The sequence below is a fragment of the Hymenobacter amundsenii genome (assembly GCF_002204745.1).
GTDB lineage: Bacteria > Bacteroidota > Bacteroidia > Cytophagales > Hymenobacteraceae > Hymenobacter > Hymenobacter amundsenii.
This window is the reverse complement of sequence record NZ_NIRR01000052.1, coordinates 1-20,567: the sequence shown is the minus strand read 5'-3', so window position 1 is coordinate 20,567 and position 20,567 is coordinate 1. Positions and strand designations below refer to the sequence as shown.

General features: G+C 60.3%; 18 protein-coding genes. 7 read left to right on the top strand and 11 right to left on the bottom strand.

The window, feature by feature from the left end:
- Positions 1 to 172: 172 nt before the first annotated feature.
- Positions 173 to 1,390, bottom strand: coding sequence for an NAD(P)-dependent oxidoreductase (locus tag CDA63_RS18555; protein ID WP_088465953.1), 1,218 nt, complete (start codon positions 1,388 to 1,390; stop codon positions 173 to 175).
- 188 nt (positions 1,391 to 1,578) lie between these two features.
- On the opposite strand from CDA63_RS18555, the gene gcvP reads away from it, so the two are divergent.
- Complete coding sequence (gene gcvP, locus CDA63_RS18550) at positions 1,579 to 4,503, top strand: aminomethyl-transferring glycine dehydrogenase (protein ID WP_088465952.1); 2,925 nt, start codon at positions 1,579 to 1,581, stop codon at positions 4,501 to 4,503.
- A gap of 153 nt (positions 4,504 to 4,656) precedes the next feature.
- On the opposite strand, the gene CDA63_RS18545 is transcribed toward gcvP, so the two are convergent.
- Positions 4,657 to 4,953, bottom strand: coding sequence for an SH3 domain-containing protein (locus tag CDA63_RS18545; protein ID WP_088465951.1), 297 nt, complete (start codon positions 4,951 to 4,953; stop codon positions 4,657 to 4,659).
- 210 nt (positions 4,954 to 5,163) lie between these two features.
- Between CDA63_RS18545 and CDA63_RS18540 the strand changes: the two genes are divergently transcribed.
- Positions 5,164 to 5,793, top strand: a complete 630-nt coding sequence (locus CDA63_RS18540) for a DUF4136 domain-containing protein (protein ID WP_088465950.1) — start codon at positions 5,164 to 5,166, stop codon at positions 5,791 to 5,793.
- A 322-nt stretch (positions 5,794 to 6,115) separates the two neighbouring features.
- On the opposite strand, the gene CDA63_RS18530 is transcribed toward CDA63_RS18540, so the two are convergent.
- The 3 genes from CDA63_RS18530 to CDA63_RS18520 form a co-directional block, all read right to left on the bottom strand.
- A complete protein-coding gene (locus CDA63_RS18530; RefSeq protein ID WP_088465948.1) occupies positions 6,116 to 6,304 on the bottom strand; it encodes a hypothetical protein in 189 nt (62 codons plus the stop codon).
- Positions 6,305 to 6,342: 38 nt separating this feature from the next.
- Positions 6,343 to 7,236, bottom strand: a complete 894-nt coding sequence (gene lipA, locus CDA63_RS18525; protein WP_088465955.1) for a lipoyl synthase — start codon at positions 7,234 to 7,236, stop codon at positions 6,343 to 6,345.
- Between the two features lie 164 nt (positions 7,237 to 7,400).
- Positions 7,401 to 8,306 (bottom strand): hypothetical protein, encoded by a 906-nt coding sequence (locus tag CDA63_RS18520; RefSeq protein ID WP_126546949.1) that lies wholly within the window; start codon positions 8,304 to 8,306, stop codon positions 7,401 to 7,403.
- Between the two features lie 103 nt (positions 8,307 to 8,409).
- Here CDA63_RS18520 and CDA63_RS18515 point away from each other — a divergent pair, with 103 nt between their 5' ends.
- Positions 8,410 to 8,814 (top strand): OsmC family protein, encoded by a 405-nt coding sequence (locus CDA63_RS18515; RefSeq protein WP_088465946.1) that lies wholly within the window; start codon positions 8,410 to 8,412, stop codon positions 8,812 to 8,814.
- Between the two features lie 105 nt (positions 8,815 to 8,919).
- On the opposite strand, the gene ytxJ is transcribed toward CDA63_RS18515, so the two are convergent.
- The 4 genes from ytxJ to CDA63_RS18495 form a co-directional block, all read right to left on the bottom strand.
- Positions 8,920 to 9,264 (bottom strand): bacillithiol system redox-active protein YtxJ, encoded by a 345-nt coding sequence (gene ytxJ, locus CDA63_RS18510; RefSeq protein WP_088465945.1) that lies wholly within the window; start codon positions 9,262 to 9,264, stop codon positions 8,920 to 8,922.
- A 33-nt stretch (positions 9,265 to 9,297) separates the two neighbouring features.
- Positions 9,298 to 9,630 carry a hypothetical protein gene (locus CDA63_RS18505; protein WP_088465944.1) on the bottom strand — a complete coding sequence of 111 codons (333 nt, stop codon included), beginning with the start codon at positions 9,628 to 9,630 and terminating at the stop codon, positions 9,298 to 9,300.
- A gap of 75 nt (positions 9,631 to 9,705) precedes the next feature.
- Positions 9,706 to 10,035, bottom strand: coding sequence for a hypothetical protein (locus tag CDA63_RS18500; RefSeq protein ID WP_088465943.1), 330 nt, complete (start codon positions 10,033 to 10,035; stop codon positions 9,706 to 9,708).
- 68 nt (positions 10,036 to 10,103) lie between these two features.
- Positions 10,104 to 12,125, bottom strand: a complete 2,022-nt coding sequence (locus CDA63_RS18495) for an alpha-ketoacid dehydrogenase subunit alpha/beta (RefSeq protein ID WP_088465942.1) — start codon at positions 12,123 to 12,125, stop codon at positions 10,104 to 10,106.
- Between the two features lie 167 nt (positions 12,126 to 12,292).
- On the opposite strand from CDA63_RS18495, the gene CDA63_RS18490 reads away from it, so the two are divergent.
- Entirely contained in the window at positions 12,293 to 15,475 is a 3,183-nt protein-coding gene (locus tag CDA63_RS18490) for an Eco57I restriction-modification methylase domain-containing protein (RefSeq protein ID WP_165768389.1), read from the top strand.
- Between the two features lie 89 nt (positions 15,476 to 15,564).
- Positions 15,565 to 16,836 carry a M16 family metallopeptidase gene (locus CDA63_RS18485; protein WP_088465940.1) on the top strand — a complete coding sequence of 424 codons (1,272 nt, stop codon included), beginning with the start codon at positions 15,565 to 15,567 and terminating at the stop codon, positions 16,834 to 16,836.
- 94 nt (positions 16,837 to 16,930) lie between these two features.
- On the opposite strand, the gene CDA63_RS18480 is transcribed toward CDA63_RS18485, so the two are convergent.
- Positions 16,931 to 17,572, bottom strand: a complete 642-nt coding sequence (locus tag CDA63_RS18480) for a hypothetical protein (protein ID WP_088465939.1) — start codon at positions 17,570 to 17,572, stop codon at positions 16,931 to 16,933.
- Positions 17,573 to 17,936: 364 nt separating this feature from the next.
- The gene (locus CDA63_RS18475; protein ID WP_088465938.1) at positions 17,937 to 18,461 is read right to left on the bottom strand and encodes a hypothetical protein; all 525 of its coding nucleotides are present in this window, start codon (positions 18,459 to 18,461) and stop codon (positions 17,937 to 17,939) included.
- A 261-nt stretch (positions 18,462 to 18,722) separates the two neighbouring features.
- Here CDA63_RS18475 and pheS point away from each other — a divergent pair, with 261 nt between their 5' ends.
- Positions 18,723 to 19,793, top strand: coding sequence for a phenylalanine--tRNA ligase subunit alpha (pheS, locus tag CDA63_RS18470; protein ID WP_088465954.1), 1,071 nt, complete (start codon positions 18,723 to 18,725; stop codon positions 19,791 to 19,793).
- A gap of 93 nt (positions 19,794 to 19,886) precedes the next feature.
- Positions 19,887 to 20,567, top strand: a 681-nt coding sequence (locus CDA63_RS18465; protein ID WP_088465937.1) for a 3-hydroxyacyl-CoA dehydrogenase family protein, incomplete at its 3' end; no start/stop codon positions are given.

Here is a 20,567-nt window from a genome sequence, read left to right as displayed (position 1 = left end):
TTGCCGAAGTTGTGCGGGCGCTGCCGTGGAGTACTTGTCCCATAAGTTCGTGCGAAATTCCAGCCCGGAAAATACACCATCTCTCTCTGGGACTATACACCTAGCCCCTCCTTTCCAAGGAGGGGAACTAGTTTTTAGCTCTAGCCCCGGTTTGTTCCCTACCATTCCCCCCCTAGTCGGCCACGTAGTCGGCCAGGTACTGGTAGCGTTCCGTGAGCTGGCCGCCGGTGGCGATGGTGGCGCGCCGGATCACCTCGTCGGGGCCGTTTTCGGCTAGCAGGTGGGGCAGCACGTGGGCGATAAGCTGGCGGCCGAAGTCGCGGCTGGCGTTGCGGGGCAGTTCGCAGGGCAGGTTATCCACTGCCATCACGGTGAGGTGGCCGGAGGCCGAGTAGGCGGGTTCCAGCGTGGCGGTGGCGGGGTTGTAGTCGTAGGCCGGCTCCTGGATGGTCGTGCTGCGCTTGGTGGTCGGGATGGAGCCGTCGATGTCGCAGGTGACGTCGGCGATGGTATCGATGCGGAAGTGGGCGCGGCGGGTGTCGGCCTCCGAGAACAGGCGCGGGGCCGCCGGGTGCCAGTAGGCGCAGGCAATGAGCAGGTTGGTAACGGGCAGAAAGTTCTGGAATGTGCTTTCGTACTCCTGGGGGTTGCGGTGGAAATCGGTCGTATCCCAGACCCGGCCGTCGCGGCGGCGGTTGTAATCGGAGCTGCGCAGCTGGGTGTACACTGGCACGTTGAAATCAAGGTACAGGTAGTCGTACACGCTCACCCGCCGGATGCCCATCAAATCGAGCACTTCCATGGCACCCTGGGCCACCCGACCCGAGCCCGTAACGGCCATTTTGATGGCCGGCAGCTTCTTCACCTTGAAGAACTCCTCCTGCATGTCCTCCATGTCGGCGCACTCATAGGCGGGCTTGAGTTGGAACAGGTCGTGCTTGCGGCCGTAAGTCAGCAGGCCGTTATACGCTCCCACGATGCCCGCCCAGCGCCCGAAGGCCACGATGCGCCCGCCCTGCTCGTCGGTCAGCAGCTCGTAATCGACGAGGGTAATGTTTTTGGCCAGCACCTGGCGCAGCAGCTCGCGGTTGCTGGGCTGCTTCTTAATGGTGTGGGAGAAGAAGAAGTAGGTTTTGTTGGGCAGCAGCTCGGCTACGGGCACTTCCTTCACGCCCATCAGCACGTCGCAGTCCGACACGTCGGGGCGTACCTCCAGGTCCAGGTCGCGGTACTCCTGGTCGGTAAAGGCCCTTATTTCGCTCTGCTGGGCCACAATAGTCAGGCCCGGAAACTGGTCCTGGGCCTCGATGCACTTTTTGGGCGTGAGCGGCACGCGCTTGTCGGGGGGCGTTTTGCCTTCGCGGAGCAGGCCAATGGTTATCGGGCGCATAGAATAGGGACGGATGGGATGAGGCTTAAAGGTAATAACCTGCCTGTCATGCCGAGGGGAGCAACGCTTACGCATAGCAGGCAGCCCAAACATTTGCCCGCTTATCGGTTTAAGGGTGAAGGCTTTTCGCGCTACCTTTGTTGAAGGTTCTACCAGTGCCTCCCGTTACCACCCTCATTCCTGTTCTTATGTTGCTGAAGACCAAGCCCGCCGACGTGTTTGTGGACCGCCATAATGGTCCCGACGACGCCGGTGTAGCCCACATGCTGCGCGTTATCGGCGTGGAGTCGATTGACCAGCTCATCGACGAAACCGTACCGGCTGCCATCCGCCTCAAAAAGCCGCTCAACCTGCCGGCCGCCCTTACGGAGCGGGCTTTTCTGGCCAAGTTTAAGGGCATTGCAGAGAAGAACCGGCTGTTCAAGAACTACATCGGCCTGGGCTACCACCCCACCCAGCTGCCGGCCGTCATTCAGCGTAACATCCTCGAAAACCCGGGCTGGTACACCGCTTACACGCCCTACCAGGCCGAAATTGCCCAGGGCCGCCTCGAAGCCCTGATCAATTACCAGACGATGATCATCGATCTGACGGGCCTCGAAATTGCCAACGCCAGCCTGCTCGACGAAGGAACTGCCGCCGCCGAAACGCTGCACATGTTCCACTCACTGAGCAAGAAGAAGTCGGCCACCCGCTACTTCGTATCGGAGCAGGTGTTGCCCCAGACCATCGATGTGCTGCGCACCCGCGCTACGCCTCTGGGCATTGAGCTGGTGATTGGTGACCACCGCACCGCCGACCTAAGCGACGAAACCCTGTTCGGAGCCATTTTGCAGTACCCGGCCGCCGACGGCGCCGTGTACGACTACACTGACTTCATCGCCAAGGCCCACGAAAGCAACCTGTTCGTGACAGTAGCGGCCGATTTGCTGTCGCTGACCCTACTCACGCCTCCCGGCGAGATGGGCGCCGATGCCGTGGTAGGTAACTCCCAGCGTTTCGGCGTGCCCATGGGCTATGGCGGACCCCACGCCGGTTTTCTGGCCACCAAGGATGCGTTTAAGCGCGTAATTCCCGGCCGTATCATCGGCCAGAGCATTGATGCAGCCGGCAACAAGGCCTACCGCATGGCCCTGCAAACCCGCGAGCAGCACATCCGCCGCGAGAAGGCCACCAGCAACATCTGCACCGCCCAGGTGCTGCTGAGCGTGTTGGCCGGCATGTACGCCGTGTACCATGGCCCCCAGCGCATCCGCCAGTTCGCTAGCAACGTCCACGCCCTTGCCCGCACCCTCGACGCCGAGCTGCACGCCTTGGGCCTGGACCAACGCAACGAGTTCTACTTCGACACGCTCGACATCAAGCTTGAGAGCCGGGAGTTGCAGACCGCCATCCGCCAGGAGGCCGAGTCGGCGGGCATCAACTTCCGCTATTTCGAGGAGCACGGCTCGCCCCGCGTGGGCATTTCGCTCAACCAGAACACCGAGGCCGAAGACGTGCAGGACATTGTGGCCGTATTTGCCAAAGTGCTCGGCCGCGACGTGCGTCAGGTAGCGTTGCCCGAGGAGGTAACCGTGAACTGGGACGACGCGCTCATCCGCAAGAGCGACTACCTCACCCACCCGATTTTCAACACCCACCACTCCGAACACGAGATGCTGCGCTACATGAAGCAACTCGAAAACAAGGACCTGAGCTTGGCGCATTCCATGATTTCGCTCGGCTCGTGCACCATGAAGCTCAACGCCACCGCCGAGATGATTCCGGTGACCTGGCCCGAAATCGGGGGGCTGCACCCGTTCGCGCCCCGCGAGCAGGCCGCCGGCTACACCGAAATATTCCAGGATCTGGAGAAGTGGCTTTGTGAGGTAACCGGCTTCGATGCCGTGAGCCTGCAGCCCAACTCGGGCGCTCAGGGCGAGTACGCCGGCCTACTGGCCATTAAGGGCTACCATGATGCCCGCGGCGACCAGCACCGCAACGTGGCCCTGATTCCGGCTTCGGCCCACGGCACCAACCCCGCGTCGGCCGTGATGGCCGGCATGACGGTGGTAGTGGTCAAAAGCACCGAGGAAGGCAACATCGACGTGGCCGACCTCAAGGCCAAAGCCGAGCAGTACGCCGACCGCCTGAGCTGCCTGATGGTGACCTACCCGAGCACCCACGGCGTGTACGAGGAAACCATCATCGACATCTGCGCCACCATTCACGAGCACGGCGGCCGGGTGTACATGGACGGCGCCAACATGAACGCCCAGGTGGGCCTGACGTCGCCCGCCATCATCGGGGCCGACGTATGCCACCTGAACCTGCACAAAACGTTCTGCATCCCGCATGGCGGCGGCGGACCCGGCGTAGGCCCCATCGGCGTAGTAGCCGATCTGGCCCCCTACCTGCCCGGCCACGTACTCGTGGACACCGACGGCCGCACGGCCAGCGCTATTACGTCGGCCCCGTGGGGTTCGGCCAGCATTCTGCCCATCAGCTACGCCTACATCAACATGATGGGCGGCGAAGGGCTGACCCAGGCCACGCGCATCGCCATCCTGAACGCCAACTACCTCAAGGCCAAGCTAGAGGAGCATTATCCCGTACTGTACACCGGCTCGAACGGCCGTTGCGCCCACGAAATGATTCTCGACTGCCGCCAGTTCAAGAAGGCCGGCATCGAGGTCGAGGACATTGCCAAGCGCCTGATGGACTACGGTTTCCACGCGCCCACCGTGAGCTTCCCGGTAGCCGGCACCCTGATGGTGGAGCCCACCGAATCGGAAAGCGTGGAGGAGCTCGACCGTTTCGTAGAGGCCATGATTTCCATTCGCATGGAAGTGGCCGAGGTAGAAGCCGGCCGCGCCGATGCCAAGGACAACCTGCTCAAGCACGCCCCCCACACCGCCGCCACCGTGCTCGTCCACGACTGGACCCGCCCCTACTCGCGTGAACAGGCCGTATACCCCACCGAGTACGCCCGTGCCTATAAGTTCTGGCCCGCCGTGTCGCGCATCGACTCGGCCTACGGCGACCGGAACCTCATCTGCTCCTGCACCTCCATTGATGAATACGTGGATGCCGAAGAGCAGCTCGTGCAAACCGACAAAGGACCGTCGTACTAGGGCTTAGGGCTTAGGATACAAAGAAGAGGCCCCACAACGGTTGTTGCGGGGCCTCTTCTTTGTTAAGAAATTCTGGATCAGTCAGTAGCGAAGCGCCAACAGCCAACAGCTAACAGCTAACAGCTAACAGCTAACAGCTAACAGCTAACAAAGCTACCGCTTGCCGAAGCAGGTGCGATACATGAAGCCAGACTGAGTTTTACCGTCGGCCGTGACGCGCACTTTTACGAAATATTCGCTCACCGTATCCATTACCTGCACTTGCTGGCCGGCGGCAATAGTGGCTAGTTGCTGCGAGTCCTTCGTCATACCGTCGTAGAGAATGCACTCCACTACCGAATCAAATGCTACCGGCCCCGTAGCGGGCCGCTTGGAGCGGGAATCTTCCCGCGCTGTGCCGCAGGAAGCCAGTAAAACCAGCGCACCGAAATAGAGTAATTTTTTTTTCATGGATTGGGCAGGAACGGTTGAGTCGGCAAAAGATAAAAATATTTTTAGTCGGAAAGCACTTTTATTCGTTTCTGCCCCTCCAACTACCGGGTAATCCCGCTCGTTTCGCCGGGAACGTCTGGCCCCTTCAAGCTGTTATTAAGCCACACCCGGACGGCCTGCGTAAGCAGTACTTCTCCGGTTATCTCATTCCTGACTTTACCTGCTACTATGAACCGCATTTCCCGTTTCTTATTCCGCTCGCTGGCCTACTCGGTACTGGGCTTAGGCCTGTTGCTGGGAGTCACCAGCTGCGCCACCACTGCCCGCGTCGGCGTCACGTCCGACTTCGACCACTCCGTTAATTTCCGCGCCTACCGTACCTGGGCCTGGTATCCGCAACAGCGCAACGACACCGAAGGCGGTCCGGCCCAGGGCTACGAGTCGTTTTTGGACCGGCGCATCCGTAAAGCCGTGGAGCAGCAGCTTGGCCTCAAAGGCATGACCATGGTGGAGGCCTCGGCCACGCCCGATGTGTACGTGGCGTATAGCGCCCGCGTCGAGGACAAGCAGCGTACCAACGTGAATCCCGCTGGCCCCTACGGTTACCCCTACTACGGCTATGGTTACGGCTACGGCAGCCTCTACAACCGCGGCTACACGACCGAATACAAAGCCGGCACGTTGATTCTGGACTTCGTGGATGCGACCCGCAAAGAACTGTCGTGGCGTGGCCAGGGCCAGGCCCAGGTCGATAACCAGACCATTTCCGAAGTCGAGGTGCAGCGCATCGTTACCAGCATCCTGGACAACTACCCGCCCCAGGACGGTCAGCCCACCCGCTCGCAGGCAGTGCGGTAAATTCATTGATAATGCCGATCAACAAAAAGACCCTTCCGAAAACCAGAAGGGTCTTTTTGTTGATTGATTATTCGGCTCTTTCTTTGAAGCTAATTCCCGATTTCAAGTGCCAGCTGATGAGGAGAGCTACCCGTTACATTTTCTCTTTGATGAGTTCAGTAAGCAAAGTAAAGCCTTGACTCATCTCACTTCGGAGCCCTGACACATCACCTTTTAGGCCTGATACCTCGCCTTTCAGCCCTGATACCTCACCTTTTAGCCCTGACATTTCTTCCCTGAGTTCACTTTGACCCTGCTCCAGCTTCGCTTGGCCTTCTGCCAACTACTGAGTGCGGATGAGCAGAAACGAAATATTGTCGCTCTGAGCAGACAATGCCTGAGTGACTACTACTGTCAGTTGGCGCACCTGGGCCGAAACCCGCTCCACTTTAGCAGCGATTTCGTCTTGACGGGCCAGCTGTTCGCTGATGACGGGCTCCAACTGGTCGAGGCGTTGCTCGGGACTGGGCATAGTGCGAAGCGGTGTGGATAGGAGAAGACTACGTCGCCTTAGATTGGCACATTTACGTGGCGCTCGGCGTGGTAGCTGGAACGCACTAGCGGGCCGCTTTCCACGTACTTGAGGCCCCGGCGCAGGCCTTCCTCACGGTAGTGCGCGAACAGGTCGGGATGGATGAACTCGGCCACCTCAATGTGGCGCTTGGTAGGCTGCAGGTACTGGCCCAGCGTAAGAATGTCGAGGCCATTGGCCACGAGGTCGTCCATGGCCTGGTACATCTCGTCCTGCTTTTCGCCCAGGCCCAGCATAATGCCCGACTTGGTGCGTTTACCCGCTGCCTTGGTGCGCCGGATTTGCTCCAGGCTCCGGTCGTACTTGCCCTGGGGGCGCACGAGGCGGTAGAGGCTGCCCACGGTTTCCATGTTGTGCGATACCACTTCCTGGCCGCCGGCAATCATAGTGTCGAGGGCATCCCAATTGGCCTTCACGTCCGGAATCAGGGTTTCAATGGTAGTGCCGGGGCTGAGTTGCTTGGTCTGCACCACGGTTTCATACCACACGCTGGCCCCACGGTCCTTAAGTTCGTCGCGGTTCACCGACGTGAGTACGGCGTGCTTAACGCCCATCAGGTGGATAGCCTCGGCCACGCGGCGGGGCTCGTCGAGGTCGTACTCGGTGGGGCGGCCGGTGGCCACGGCGCAGAACGAGCACGACCGGGTGCAGACGTTGCCCAGAATCATGAACGTGGCCGTACCCGCGCCCCAACACTCGCCCATGTTGGGGCAGTTGCCGCTCTCGCAGATGGTATGGAGTTTATGCTCGTCGACGAGGCGGCGGACGTTGGCGTAAGCCGGGCCCACCGGCAACTTCACGCGCAGCCAGTCGGGCTTGCGGGGCTTGGCCGGGGCAGCCGACTCGGGCTGAATAATGGGCAGGGTCAGCAACAGTTCATCCATGTTGCAAAGGTAAGAGGATTGGCTCAGGGAAAATTCCCGCTCCTAAGACAATTCCACCCGGCTAGGGGTTTCGGCCGCCGCGTTTTGCTAAAAGAAGACGGGAGGAAGGAATTAGATCCTTCCTCCCGTCGCCTGTACTGCTCCACTGAAAATTAATTCCGGCTACCCAAGTAAACCGTCAAGTACACGGAAGGCAGAAACCGGTCGTTGAGCGACTCGTCTGATGCCTGCGCTACCCGGATGATGGCCGGGGTAGTGGTATAGAACTCGGCCAGCGCGCCTACTTCCACGCCAGCTACGGCGTCGCGGTAGCGGCCATACTCGAAACTCAAGGCCGCCCGGGCATGAGCCCCCACCAAAAATTTAGTGCTGCCAACCCCGGAAAACAATGGGGCACGGTCGAGAATGAGCCGCTGGTCGCGATGCACCAACGGGTCGTACTGCTCGTTGCGGACGTCGGTGAGTTGCGAGTTGCCGTTGGTGCGCTCCGAGTAATCGTAGCTGATGAAGTAGGGCATAAGCAACCCGATAGATGGCCCAGCCCCAAACAACCCGTTCACTTGCACCCCGGCATCGGGGGCCTTGCGGAAAATCACGCGCTGAAGCCCCACGGTGGGCCGCACCGAATACAGGTAATTGCTCTTGCCATTGATAATCGAGCCCGAGTAAGTAGGTAGCTTATCTTCTTTCGGATGCTTGATTTCCACCGCCTCGATGCTCCAGAAGCGGGCCCAATCCTGGTTGAGCAAATGGGTCGAGCGCACCGAAACCCCACCAATCAACCCGCCGCGGGTATTGAAATTGAGGCCGTAGGTGAACTCCTTGCGGTAGGAAGGTTCGTCGTTGCTGACAGCGGGCCGGGCTGCCGTGCGGGTTGGGGCCGAGTACCGCGACCGATCGGAGGAGGAAGGTGAATCGGAGGAGCGAGACGGATCCGACGGCGAAGGCTGGGCCGGAGTGCGGGACCTCTCCTGGGCCTGAGCTTGCGGGACAATAGCCAAAGCCAACAGCAGGCTCCCACTCAGGCCAAAAAAAGCACGTACGAATCGGGAATGCATAGAACGATGCGTGAAGAACGACGAGCCCGGCAGCGCCAAGCCGCCAAGCCTTCCGAAAGTACGTAAATTAGCCCGCATACTTCGTTTGTTTACTTGTTTCTATATGAGCACTGCCACCGCCCGCTACGCCGGCCATTTGCGCACCGAAACCACCCATTCGGCCTCCGGCAACACCATTCTGACCGACGCCCCCATTGATAACCATGGCCGGGGCGAAGCGTTTTCGCCCACCGACCTGGTTTGCAGCGCCCTGGGCTCGTGCATGATGACCATTGTGGGCATCGTAGCTGACCGCCACGGCCTCGACCTGACGGGCGTCACCTGGGAGGTGACCAAGCACATGGTAGCCGATCCGCGCCGCATTGGGCAGATTGACATAACGTTCCGACTGCCGGCTTCGCTTCCGCAAAAGGAGCGCACCCTGCTCGAAAACGCGGCCTACACCTGCCCCGTAGCCCTCAGCCTAAACCCTGAAATCAAGCAGCAGGTTCAGTTTATTTATGAGTAGAAACCTGGTAAAACAGGGAGGTGATGAGTTGCTGCTTAGCGGTTCTGCGTGCGCCACTTGCGCCGACAGAGCCATTTAACAGCAACTCACCACCTCCCTGTTTTGTTAGTTCCCCAACGCCTGCTTCACTTCGCTGAGCTTGATGCCCATGTGCGAGGCGTGGTAGCTGCACTCGCCGTTCTGGATAAGCAGCAACTGCGGCGACTCGTGGGCGACACTGAACTTCTGGGCGATTTCCTGCGAGATGGGACGGTAGCGCAATAGGTCGAGGTAGTACATCTTGGCGTTGTCGAGGCCGGCATCATCCCACTGGCGGTCGACCTTGCCCTTGGCCATGGCGCTGATGGAGCAGGTAGTGCTGTGCTTGAAGATAACGATGGGCTGCTCGAATGATTCGCGAGCAATATCGGTGAGTTGTTCGGACTGGGTGAGGGGTTGCCAAGGGGTCATAAGAAGGAATTCACAAGAGAGAAAAACGCGCCCCTACTGCAAGGGCGCAGTGTTAGGCGTCTTACGAAGACGCAAATGCAGGCGCGATGGTTCGCTCACGCGCGGGGCTCCGTCGTGGCCGAATCGGTAGCCCGCCCGGCCGTCGTGGGGGGGCGAAGCGGCCAACCGGCCGCCCGCTTCGGTTTTTAGCTCCTGCTTGCTGACCACCAGATGCGACTCTTTGTAGCGGGCGTCGAAGCGGCGGGCATCTTGTAGGGCTTTGCGGTTGGCCGCCCGCTGGCTGCCCCGGCTGGTTGCTTCCAACTGGGCCCGGGCCTCGGGGGCCGCGAGGGCGAGCAGTAATGCTCCGAGTAGCAGATAACGCATCTGATGGCTAGGTCTATAGATGAGGTAAAAGGGACGCTGGCCGGTTGGGCTGCTTCTATGTAAGAGTACGCAATTTCAGAACGGAAGGGTAATACCCAGGATTTTGCGGTTCCGGTCTTTGTGCTTGAGGTGGCGGCGCTTGTATTTGGGCTTCTTGAGCAGGCCGTTTTTATCGTAGCTGTTTTTCTGGGTTTTCACGGCCTCCCGCTCCACATCGAGGGCCCGGCCGTCGGCCGATTCGTTGCCGGGGGTGGTGCCCTTTTTTACTTTGGGCTGGGGCGGACCTTTGGGGTTGGGCAGGCGGTAGCTGTGGCAGGCCGGGGCCGCCAGCAGCAGCGCCGCCAGCCCAAGCAGCCCAAGCCGCCGCCCGAGTTGGGTTGCCCGCGTCGTTGGCTTACGTGTCATCGTCTTATTCACCCTGCAAAATACCATTATTACCCGTGGTGGCCGCCGCCGAGGCCCCCGCAATTACCCTAGTAGCCGCGCATCTTTTCCACGGCTTCGCGCAGGCGCTGGCGGGGCAGGAAATCCTGCTCCAGCGAAGGGGCGAAGGGCACGGCCGTATCGAGGGACGCCACGCGCATAATGGGCGCATCGAGGCTGCGGAAGCAGTTTTCGGCCACCCAAGCCCCAATTTCGCCGCCCAGGCCGCCCGTCAGGGTGTCTTCGTGGAGCAGGATGAGGCGGCCGGTTTTCTCGACTGTGCGGCGCACGGCGTCCTCATCCCAGGGTAGCAGGGTGCGCAGGTCGAGAATGTCGCAGCTCAGGTTCAACTCCTCGGCCAGGGCGCTGGCCCAATGCACACCCGCCCCGTAGGTCACGATGCTCATTTCGTCGCCTTCGCGCACCAGCGCGGCCTGCCCGATGGGCGTGGTATAGTAGGCATCGGGCACGGGGCCCGAGAGGCTGCGATAAAGCAATTTGTGCTCGAAGAACAGCACCGGATTGGGGTCCTCGATGGCGGCGCAAAGCAGGCCCTTGGCGTCGTGGGGGTTGCTGGGGAATACCACTTTCAGGCCCGGCGTATGGGTAAACCAGGCTTCGTTGCTCTGGCTGTGGAAGGGCCCGGCGGCGCTGCCGGCCCCGGTGGGCATCCGAATCACCACGTCGGCATTCTGGCCCCAGCGGTAGTGGGTTTTCGCCAGGTTGTTGATGATCTGGTTGAAGCCGCAGGTCACGAAATCGGCGAACTGCATCTCCACCATCGCCTTTTTGCCCCGGATACTCAGTCCCAACCCGGCCCCCACAATGGCCGACTCGCAGAGCGGCGTGTTGCGCACCCGCCCCTTGCCAAACTGGGCCACGAAGCCGTCGGTAATCTTGAACACGCCCCCGTACTCGGCAATGTCCTGCCCCATCAGCACCAGCTCCGGATACCGCTCCATGCTCTGCCGCAGCCCATCAGAAATAGCGTCGATGTAACGTTTTTCAGTTAGAGGTGAGACAGTTGAACCAGAACGATTTTCATCCTGCTTATCCGCCTGTCTCACTTCTAACTTCTCTGTACTCATTTCTACCGAAGCATACATATCGGCCAGCTCGCGGGCTGGGTCGGGGGTGGGCAGGGGCTCGGCATCGGCCTGCTTGAGGCCTTCTTCGATTTCGCGCTTGATGGTTTCGCGGAAGCGCATGCGAGCCTCTTCGTCGAGGATGCCTTCCTGGAGCAGCCACTTCTCGTAGGTTTCGACCGGGTCTTTCTGGGCCCACTCCGCGAACAGCTCCTGGGGCACGTACTTGGTGCCGCTGGCTTCCTCGTGGCCGCGCATGCGGAAGGTGAGGGCCTCCAGCAGCACCGGGCGCGGGTTCTGGCGCAGGTCCTCGGCCAGGCGCTTCACGGTATCGTACACTTCGAGCACGTTGTTGCCATCGACCTGCACGGCCTCCATTCCGTAGGCGGGTCCTTTATCTACGAAGTAGCGGAAGCGGAACTGCTCGTTGGAGGGCGTGCTGAGGCCGTAGCCGTTGTTTTCGATGATGAAGATGACCGGCAGCTGCCACACGGCGGCCACGTTCAGGGCCTCATGAAAGTCGCCTTCTGAGGCTCCGCCGTCGCCGCTGTACGTAACCGTGACGCGGGGCTTCTCGTCCAGCACGTCGGCCAGGGCAATGCCGCCTGCCACGGCCAGCTGGGGGCCGAGGTGCGAAATCATGCCCACGATGTGGTGCTCGTTGGTACCGAAGTGGAAGCTCCGGTCGCGGCCCTTGGTGAAACCACTGGCCTTGCCCTGCCACTGCGCGAACAGCCGGCCCAGGGGCACGTCGCGGCCCGTAAACACGCCCAGATTGCGGTGCAAGGGCAGAATGTACTCGTCGGGCTCCAGGGCCAAGGTGCTGCCCACCGAAATGGCTTCCTGCCCGATGCCCGAGAACCACTTGCTGACCTTGCCCTGGCGCAGCAGAATCAGCATTTTCTCCTCAATCAGCCGGGGCTTGAGCAGGTGGCGGTAGAGATGGAGCAGCGTGTCGTTGGAGTAGTCCTTGCGGTCGAATTGCATAGCGGAGAGGCCGGTAACAGGTGGGGGAAGCCAAAAGTACGGGTTTGGGTTGGAAGCGGGATTACTGATTAAGCAAGGTATACCAGTTCGAAATAAAGTCCTGCTATAAAATGCCACTACCCTGTACCTTTGAAATCCATCCCCCTATTCTCATTTCCCCCTTTCTTATGACATCTTTATCCGTTGCCAACGATTATTTCCAGCGCGTATCCGCCGCCAATACTGAGGAAGCTAAGAAGCTCCAGTTCGTCAATTACCTCAACCAAGTGTTCGGCCAAGACCCCGAAGCCCGCACCATTATCAGCGAATTTGCGGGCGGCGCTGAGCGCAAAATATTGAATATAAAGAAATTGGGGAATGACAAAAACAAGACAGGTTTCGCCGATACGCAGTATCGCAAGGTCATTATCGAGTTTGAATCGGATATAAAAGCTCCGGCCAAGCTACGCCACGCCGAGTACCAGTTACAGGAGTATTTCGCCGGCAACTTCAACTCCCACCGCACCGAGGACTTCCGCCTGCTGGCCACCGACGGCACCCGCTGGAAAGTGTACGGCGCCCTGCCCGAGAGCTACCTCAACAAAACCAGCATCACGCCGGAGGAGGTAAAGCTCAAGGAAACCGAAGCCTTCACGCTCACGCCCGATACCGCCGGCCAGCTGTTCGGTTTCATCGACCGGCACCTGTTCCGGCTGGAAAAGCAGGTGCCCACCCTCGACAACATCCTGCTTGATTTCGGCGACACGTCCGCCCTCTTCATCCATACCTACGGGCAGCTGAAGGCCCTGTACACCGAGGTCCAGAAAGAGCCCGAGCTGGCTACCGCCTACAAGGAATGGCAGAAGTTCATGAGCGTGGCCTACGGCTCCTTCGATGGCTCGGGCGAGGTGTTCGTGGTGCATACCTACCTCAGCGTATTTGCCAAGCTCATTGCCTACGAGCTGCTCACCCAGGATACCTACATCGACGACGAGGAGATGCGCCAGATTCTCACCGGCGACATTTTCCACAAGCTCCAGGTCAGCAACTTCGTGGAGAGCGACTTTTACCAGTGGGTGACGGTGCCGAAGTATTTTAAGCGCCTGCTCCCGGCCTTCCGCCGCATTGCCGACCAGATTGCCGACTACGATTTTGCCCGCACCGAAGCCGACATTCTCAAAGGCGTGTACCAGCACCTCATCGACGTGGGCACCCGGCAGGCCCTGGGAGAGTATTATACCCCCGATTGGCTCTGTCAGCAAGTGGCCGAGCATTTCACCTTCGAGCGCGCGGCCCGCATCCTGGACCCGGCCTGCGGGAGCGGCTCGTTTCTGCTGGCCGCCGTGCGCCGCCTCACCCAGCTTCACCCCGATTTGCCGGTGGAGGACCTGTGCCAGCAGGTGGCCGGTATTGATATTCACCCCTTGTCGGTGCAGATTGCCAAAACCACCCTGCTGCTGGCCCTAGGCAAGGAGCGGGTGCGGCAGGCCCGCCGCCCGGTGCAGCTGCGGGTGTACCTCTCCAACACCCTGCTCATGCCCGCCAAGCGCAACGACGTGGCTCTGTTTGCCGACGACCTGCGCCTGATTATCAACCGGAAATCGGTGTTTCTGCCCCGCGAAATCCTCGATTACCCCACCCTGTTTGATGAGGGTGTGAGCGTGGCCGAGCATTTTGCCCACGAAACCCAGAAACAGGCCGATATATCCGAAACCGTCCTCACCACCAGCATTGCCAAGCGGGCCCCCAAGGCCCCGGCCCATTTGCACGGCATCTTCTACGAGATGTACCAGAAGCTCAAGCAGGCCAAGGAAAAGCGCACCGACAGCATCTGGCAATTCATGCTGCACAATACCTATAAGCCGTTTTTCCTGCGCCAGCAATTCGATTACGTGCTCGGCAACCCGCCGTGGTTTACATACAACAGCATCGCCAACAAAGAGTACCAGCAAGATCTGCTGCGCCTTGCCAAAGCCCACGCCCTGGAGCCCCGCCGCAAAGCCCTCATGCCCCAACTCGAAATTGCAGCCATCTTCCTGAGCCATGTAAGCAGCTACATGCTGCGGCAGGGCGGGCGGCTGGCCTTCGTGCTGCCCCGCAGCTTCCTCTCCGCCGACCAGCACGACAACACCCGCACCGGCGCGGCCAAAGGGTTCCGCCTTCAGGAAATCTGGGATTTGAAAGATGTAGACAACCTGTTTCCGGTACCAGCCTGTGTGCTGTTTACCGAAGCTTGGCCCGTGGAACGCGCCGTACCCGCCGAGGGCCTGCCCGGCCTGAGTTGGAAGGGCCGCCCCCGCCGCCACAACGCCACCTGGGAGCAGGCCAAAGGCCGCGTAGTGCCCACCCCGGTGCAGTGGCACTTGTCACACACGAACAGCGGCAACGCTTTTACTGCCGGAGAGGCACAGGTAGCCGGCGCGGAGAATTATTACCGTCCGTTCTTCAGCAATGGGGCTACAATGATTCCCCGCAATTTCTTTTTCGTACGGCCTGACAGCGAGAAACCGAACGACTGGCATGACCGCACTATACCTGTGCGCTCTGACGAATCCAATGATAAGGATGCCAAAGCTCCGTGGAAAGAGGTAAAGTTGAAAGGCATTATTAACACCAACTTTCTGTTTCGCACGGCTCAGGCGCGGCATTTGGTTCCTTTTGGTTTGGTTGCGCCGCCGCTTGTTGTATTGCCAGCTAGTATTGAATTAGTAGAGAAAGGCGGGCAAACAGTAAAGACCCTTCACCTATATTCTCCCGAAATCCTGCGCGACAAAGGAGAACTGGAAACAGCTACTTGGTTCGGACAAGTTGAAAAAAGCTGGAATAAGCACCGCACTGAAAAGAATGCCAAGACTACTGCCATCAACTACATGAACTGGCAAGGCAAGCTCACCAATCAGGATTTCAACGCGCCTTACATCGTCATGTACTCCGCCTCTGCCAAAGACGCCAATGCCGTGGTGTATGAGCGGGGCTCTCTGGATTTGGAGTTTGTAGTAGATAAAGCCGCTTACGCCTACTACACCTACAGCGCGGAGGAAGCCCACTATCTGGCGGCGTTCCTAAACTCCGACTGGGCCAATGAGCAGATGAAACCGTTCCAGTCCAGCGGCCTGTTCGGGGCCCGCGACGTATCGCGCAAAATCCTGGATGTGCCCCTGCCCCGCTTCGATGCAGCCAATCCGCTGCATATAGAGTTGGCCACCGAGGCCCGTGCCTGCGCCACGGAGGTGACGCGCTACATTGAGGCGCAACACCTGCACACCACCGAGTACAGCGTCGGGAAGGTGCGCCTGTACCTACGCAACACGCTACTACGCCCCCATCTCACGGCCATTGATGCGCTGCTGCGGGAGCTGCTGGGATTGTAGCGCGCTTTCTCGAACTCCGGTCCTGCTTTGCAGTTATTACGTTCATCCCCGTCCGGCTGCTTTACGCCCGCCCCCTTTCCTTCCCCCCTATGATTCAGTTCGAAGAATTTACCCTTGACAACGGCCTGCGCTGCATTGTGCACGAAGACCATACTACCCCGCTGGCCGTGCTCAACGTGCTCTACAACGTGGGTTCGCGCGATGAAACGCCCGACCAGACCGGCTTTGCCCACCTGTTCGAGCACCTCATGTTTTCGGGCTCGGTGAATATCCCGAGCTACGATGAGCCGCTGCAGCTGGTGGGCGGCGAGAACAACGCCTTCACCTCGCCCGACATCACCAACTACTACCTCACCCTACCCGCCGCCAACCTCGAAACCGGTTTCTGGCTCGAATCGGATAGGATGCTGAACCTGGCTTTCTCCGACAACGGGCTGGAAGTGCAGCGCAAGGTGGTGGTCGAGGAGTTCAAGCAGAACTACCTCAACCAGCCCTACGGCGACGTCTGGCTGAAACTGCGGCCCCTCGCCTACCAGCACCACCCCTACCAGTGGGCCACCATCGGCAAGGAAATCAGCCACATCGAAGACGCCACCATGGCGCAGGTGCGGGCCTTTTTTGCCAAGCACTACGCCCCCGCCAACGCCATTCTGGTAGTGGCCGGCGACGTAACCGTGGCCGAAGCCCGGCGGCTGGCCGAGAAATGGTTCGGCCCCATTGCGGGCGGCACCCGCTACGAGCGGCAGCTACCCGCCGAGCCTCGGCAGGAAGAGGCCCGCTTCCTCGAAATCAAGGATGAAGTACCGCTCTCAGCCCTTTACAAAGTGTACCACATGCCCGGCCGGGGCCAAGAGGGTTACTACCCCGCCGATTTGCTTTCCGATGTGTTGGGCCGGGGCAAGTCGAGCCGCCTGTACCAGCGGCTGGTAAAGGAGCAGGAACTATTCAACTCGCTTTCGGCCTCCGTGATGGGCTCGCTGGAACCGGGCCTGCTGGTTATCAGTGGCAAGCTTAACGCCGACATTACGCTGGAGCAGGCCGATATGGCCGTGGAAGCCGTAGTGGCAGAGTTGCTGGCGGCCGAAGTACCCACCGAGGAGCTGGAAAAAGTAAAAAACCAGGCCGAGGTCAGCATCGTGTTCGGCGAGATTGAGTTGCTGAACCGGGCCATGAACCTGGCTTTCAGCAAGCTGCTTGGCGATGCCAACCTGGTTAACCAGGAAAGTGCCCAGATTCAGGCCGTAACGCCCGCCCAGGTGCAGGCCGCCGCCCGCGAGGTACTGCGCCCCGAAAATTGCAGTACTCTCTACTACCGCGCCACGCCCATTGCCGAGCCGGTGTTGGTAGAAGAGCCCGCGTAAGCACACTCAGCTTACCAATAATGCATAGCAAAAAGCCCTTCCGAAGTTACCGGAAGGGCTTTTTGTTGATTTAAAGAACAGTGAAAAGCCGCTTTTACCAGCCGCTGCCACCGCTGCCCCAGCCGTCGTTGGCCTTCTTGGCAGGAGCTGCTTTCTTGACGGGTGCCACAGCTTTGGTGGCCGTGGCACCGCCACTCTTGGTACCGCTCGACGCAGCAGCCGTTTTAGGCGCGGAGGTTTTGGTAGCCATTGCCGGGGCAGCTGCTACGGGTTCCGGCTCGGGTTCGGGAGCCATGATGGGCATAGGCGCCGGCGCTGGTGGCGCGGCATCAACCGTCCGGACGGAGCGGCGCACATACGGCGCGAGCGGCCGGCCCCGGTAGTCGGTGGTTACGCGGCGCGATGGTGCGGCCGTGAAGCCGGGCGCGATGCTGGCCCCAATGGGCTGGGCCTCCGTAACCGAAGCGGCAGCTCCGCCACCGGTTGCCGAAGCTCCTCCCCACTCGCCGCCAGCTGCCGGAGCGGCGGCTGGTGCGGCAGTTGGTGCAGGCTCGGGGGCCATGGCAGCCACCTTCGGGGTAGCCTTAGCAGCCGGAGCGGCTTTTTTGGGAGCGGGGGTTCCCCAGCCGTCCCCGGAGCCACCCCAGCCGTCAGAAGATTTTTTCTTCTGGGCTACGGCCGGAGCAGCTACCAGAAAGCCACCGAGGAGTAGCAGAGGGAGGATTTGACGAGTCATGAAACAAATGCTAAACAGATTGTTAGAACAAAGGTACGGTGCCCAAAGCGGGCTGGAAATACCCCCTGCACAATTTGGCAGGTTGTTGGCCAGCGGTGGGGTGCTGCCTGGTTACATGAGCGAAGCACTAAGCACGGGCCCAGTGTTTTAGCTAACGGGAGGGGTTGGTTTATCGTTCCCTTTTTCTTGGGCTCGTCGGTATTTTGAGGTCCTGGTACGTAACGCCAGGGCCAGCCGGGGCGAAATTGGTCGGTTTTTCGTTGGTTACCTCCCGCACGTACCGCTCACTAAATCAGCCACCGGGCGGCTACGAACCGGTCTGCATCCGAGCCGCCGTCCTGCTGGCGCAACTATGCTGGCGCAACTACCAGGTAGCGGAAGCCCAGGAATCGTTGGGGGTAGTTGGCGTGGCCGGGCTGGCCACCGAAGCTGGCATCGCCAGCGGGTGGCCATTGTAGTCGGTACTGACGCCCCGGTGCGGGGCCGTGTTCATGCCCGGGGCTAGCATCACGCCCGAGGAGGCCATCATGGGGTCAGTGGAAGTGGTACGGACCGAGCGGGGGCGGTACGACTTGCCCCGGGCCACGGGGCGGCCGTTGTAGTCGGTGCTCACGCCGCGGTAGGGCGAGGAACTCATGCCCGGCGCTATCATCACCCCGGAAGAGTGCATCATGGCATCATCAGCGGCAGTTTCGGGGGCAGTTTCGGGGGCAGTTTCTGTGGCAACCGCAGTGGCGGGGGTGGTCCACTCGGGCTGTACCTGTGGCCAGTTCCAGCCATCGGTGGCGGGTGCTACGCTGGTGTTGGTGCTTTTAACTGTCTGGGCCTGGGCCCGGGGCGCACTCAGGAAGGCAGCGGCCACGGCCGCGGCGAAAAACAGCTTTTTCATCGGAGGGAAAGTAAAAAGTGGGAAACGAGCGGCCCGGTAACAGACCAATAGCAGCGGCGAGCCAGCGGGTGGCGCCCCACATCCGGCAGTTGAAAAAGTCGTTGCTGATTCCGGACTTTGCAGCAACCATACCAACTTTGCCCCAAGTGGCTCCTTGGCACCCTACTCCTTTTTTCAACCGATTGATTTTCAACTTCCTGCTATTTCCTGTTGGCAGCTCTTTCGGTCACCATCGGCATTCGCCCTACCTTTGCCGGCATGATGCAGGAAACCATTGCCCGGGTACGGTTGGAGATTGAAGCCTACGACCTCGCCACGGCGGAACAGCTCGACCAGTTCCGCATTGCTTACACCGGCCGCAAAGGCCAGCTGGCCGACCTGTTCGACCAACTCAAAACCGTGGACCCGCAGGACCGCCGGGCCGTGGGCCAGGAGCTCAACCAGCTCAAGCAGCTGGCGTTGGCCCGCTTCGAGGAGCGCCAGCAGCAGCTGGAAGCCGCTACCGCCAACGCCCCCGCCGACCCCACCTTCGACTATACGCTGCCCACCGTTCCCCAGGCCCTGGGCACCCGCCACCCGCTGAGTCTGGTGCGCGAGGAAATCGTGCGGATTCTGGCTCGCATTGGTTTCAACGTGGCCGAGGGACCCGAAATCGAGGATGACTGGCACAACTTCACCGCCCTCAACTTCCCCGAAAATCACCCTGCCCGCGATATGCAGGACACGTTTTTCGTGAAAAGCGAAGGTCTGACGCCGGAGGGTTCAGAGCAAGATGCCAAATCTCCGGCGAGCTATCTGCTCCGCACCCATACCAGCCCGGTACAGGTGCGGGTGATGCAGGCCCAGCAGCCACCTATCCGCAGCATCATGCCCGGCCGGGTGTACCGCAACGAGGCCATTTCGGCCCGGGCCCACATGATGTTTCATCAGGTGGAGGCACTCTTTATTGATGAGAACGTGAGCTTCGCCGACCTCAAGCAGACGGTCTACTATTTTGTGCAGGAGCTGTTTGGTGCTGAGGTGCAGGTACGGTTCCGGCCTTCGTTTTTTCCTTTCACTGAGCCCTCAGCCGAAATCGACATCACCTGCCTGATTTGCAAAGGCAAGGGCTGCAACATCTGCAAGGGCACGGGCTGGGTTGAAATCGGGGGCAGCGGCATGGTCGATCCGGCCGTGCTGGAGCAGTCAGGCATCGACCCCGAGCGCTACTCGGGTTACGCCTGGGGCATGGGCATCGAGCGTATTACGATGCTCAAATACCAGATCAAAGACCTGCGCCTGTTCACCGAAAACGACCTGCGCTTCCTGCGACAGTTTGAATCGCTGATTTAGGTTGCCTGACCTGCTTTCACTGATTTTTTGGTGGGCTGACGCTGTTACGCTCACAATCTACTGGCCCGCTTCACCTTTTTTACTCTCCTGCTGATGACTGCTACCGCCGCTACCGCCCCCAATTTGCCCATTAGTATCGCGAAAGTGGCCATCGTGGGGGCGGGCACCATGGGGTTGGGCATTGCGCAGGTCTGCGTGCAGCACGGGCTGCCCACTATCCTGTTCGACATCAACGCCGACATGCTGCCCAAGGCCCGGCAGGCCATTGCGGACGGGCTGGGTAAATTGGTAGAGAAGCAGAAAATCACGGCTGCCGACCGGGAGGATGCGTTGGCCCGCCTTACCCTGACTGACCAGCTCGACAACGTACAAGCCGACCTGATTGTGGAGGCCGTGGTGGAGCGGCTCGATGTAAAGCAGCAGTTGTTTCAAAACCTAGCCAAGTGTAATCCGACTACTACCATTTTCGCTTCCAACACGTCGTCGTTGCCCATTACGCGGCTGGCGGCGGGCATCCCGCACCCCGAGCGGGTGGTGGGTCTGCACTTCTTCAACCCGGCCCCCATCATGAAGCTGGTCGAAATCATTAGCGGCGTGGCCACCTCCCCCGCCGTGGCCGATGCCATGTACGCCCTAGCCGAACAGCTCGGCAAGCGCCCCGTGCGGGCGGCCGACGCGCCGGGTTTCATTGTGAACCGGGTGGCCCGCCACTACTACGTGGAAGGGCTGAAGCTAGCGGAGGAGCAAGTCGCCCCCCTGGAAGTTATCGACGAG

Bases quoted from the DNA above. Each gene is read 5' to 3' on its own strand.
- CDA63_RS18545 (WP_088465951.1), bottom strand. From the start codon at position 4,953: ATGAAAAAAAAATTACTCTATTTCGGTGCGCTGGTTTTACTGGCTTCC.
- CDA63_RS18475 (WP_088465938.1), bottom strand. From the start codon at position 18,461: ATGAAAAAGCTGTTTTTCGCCGCGGCCGTGGCCGCTGCCTTCCTGAGT.
- CDA63_RS18505 (WP_088465944.1), bottom strand. From the start codon at position 9,630: ATGCGTTATCTGCTACTCGGAGCATTACTGCTCGCCCTCGCGGCCCCC.
- ytxJ (WP_088465945.1), bottom strand. From the start codon at position 9,264: ATGACCCCTTGGCAACCCCTCACCCAGTCCGAACAACTCACCGATATT.
- pheS (WP_088465954.1), top strand. From the start codon at position 18,723: ATGCAGGAAACCATTGCCCGGGTACGGTTGGAGATTGAAGCCTACGAC.
- CDA63_RS18555 (WP_088465953.1), bottom strand. From the start codon at position 1,390: ATGCGCCCGATAACCATTGGCCTGCTCCGCGAAGGCAAAACGCCCCCC.
- CDA63_RS18495 (WP_088465942.1), bottom strand. From the start codon at position 12,125: ATGCAATTCGACCGCAAGGACTACTCCAACGACACGCTGCTCCATCTC.
- CDA63_RS18485 (WP_088465940.1), top strand. From the start codon at position 15,565: ATGATTCAGTTCGAAGAATTTACCCTTGACAACGGCCTGCGCTGCATT.
- CDA63_RS18515 (WP_088465946.1), top strand. From the start codon at position 8,410: ATGAGCACTGCCACCGCCCGCTACGCCGGCCATTTGCGCACCGAAACC.
- CDA63_RS18490 (WP_165768389.1), top strand. From the start codon at position 12,293: ATGACATCTTTATCCGTTGCCAACGATTATTTCCAGCGCGTATCCGCC.
- CDA63_RS18520 (WP_126546949.1), bottom strand. From the start codon at position 8,306: ATGCATTCCCGATTCGTACGTGCTTTTTTTGGCCTGAGTGGGAGCCTG.
- CDA63_RS18480 (WP_088465939.1), bottom strand. From the start codon at position 17,572: ATGACTCGTCAAATCCTCCCTCTGCTACTCCTCGGTGGCTTTCTGGTA.
- CDA63_RS18500 (WP_088465943.1), bottom strand. From the start codon at position 10,035: ATGACACGTAAGCCAACGACGCGGGCAACCCAACTCGGGCGGCGGCTT.
- gcvP (WP_088465952.1), top strand. From the start codon at position 1,579: ATGTTGCTGAAGACCAAGCCCGCCGACGTGTTTGTGGACCGCCATAAT.
- CDA63_RS18540 (WP_088465950.1), top strand. From the start codon at position 5,164: ATGAACCGCATTTCCCGTTTCTTATTCCGCTCGCTGGCCTACTCGGTA.
- CDA63_RS18530 (WP_088465948.1), bottom strand. From the start codon at position 6,304: ATGCCCAGTCCCGAGCAACGCCTCGACCAGTTGGAGCCCGTCATCAGC.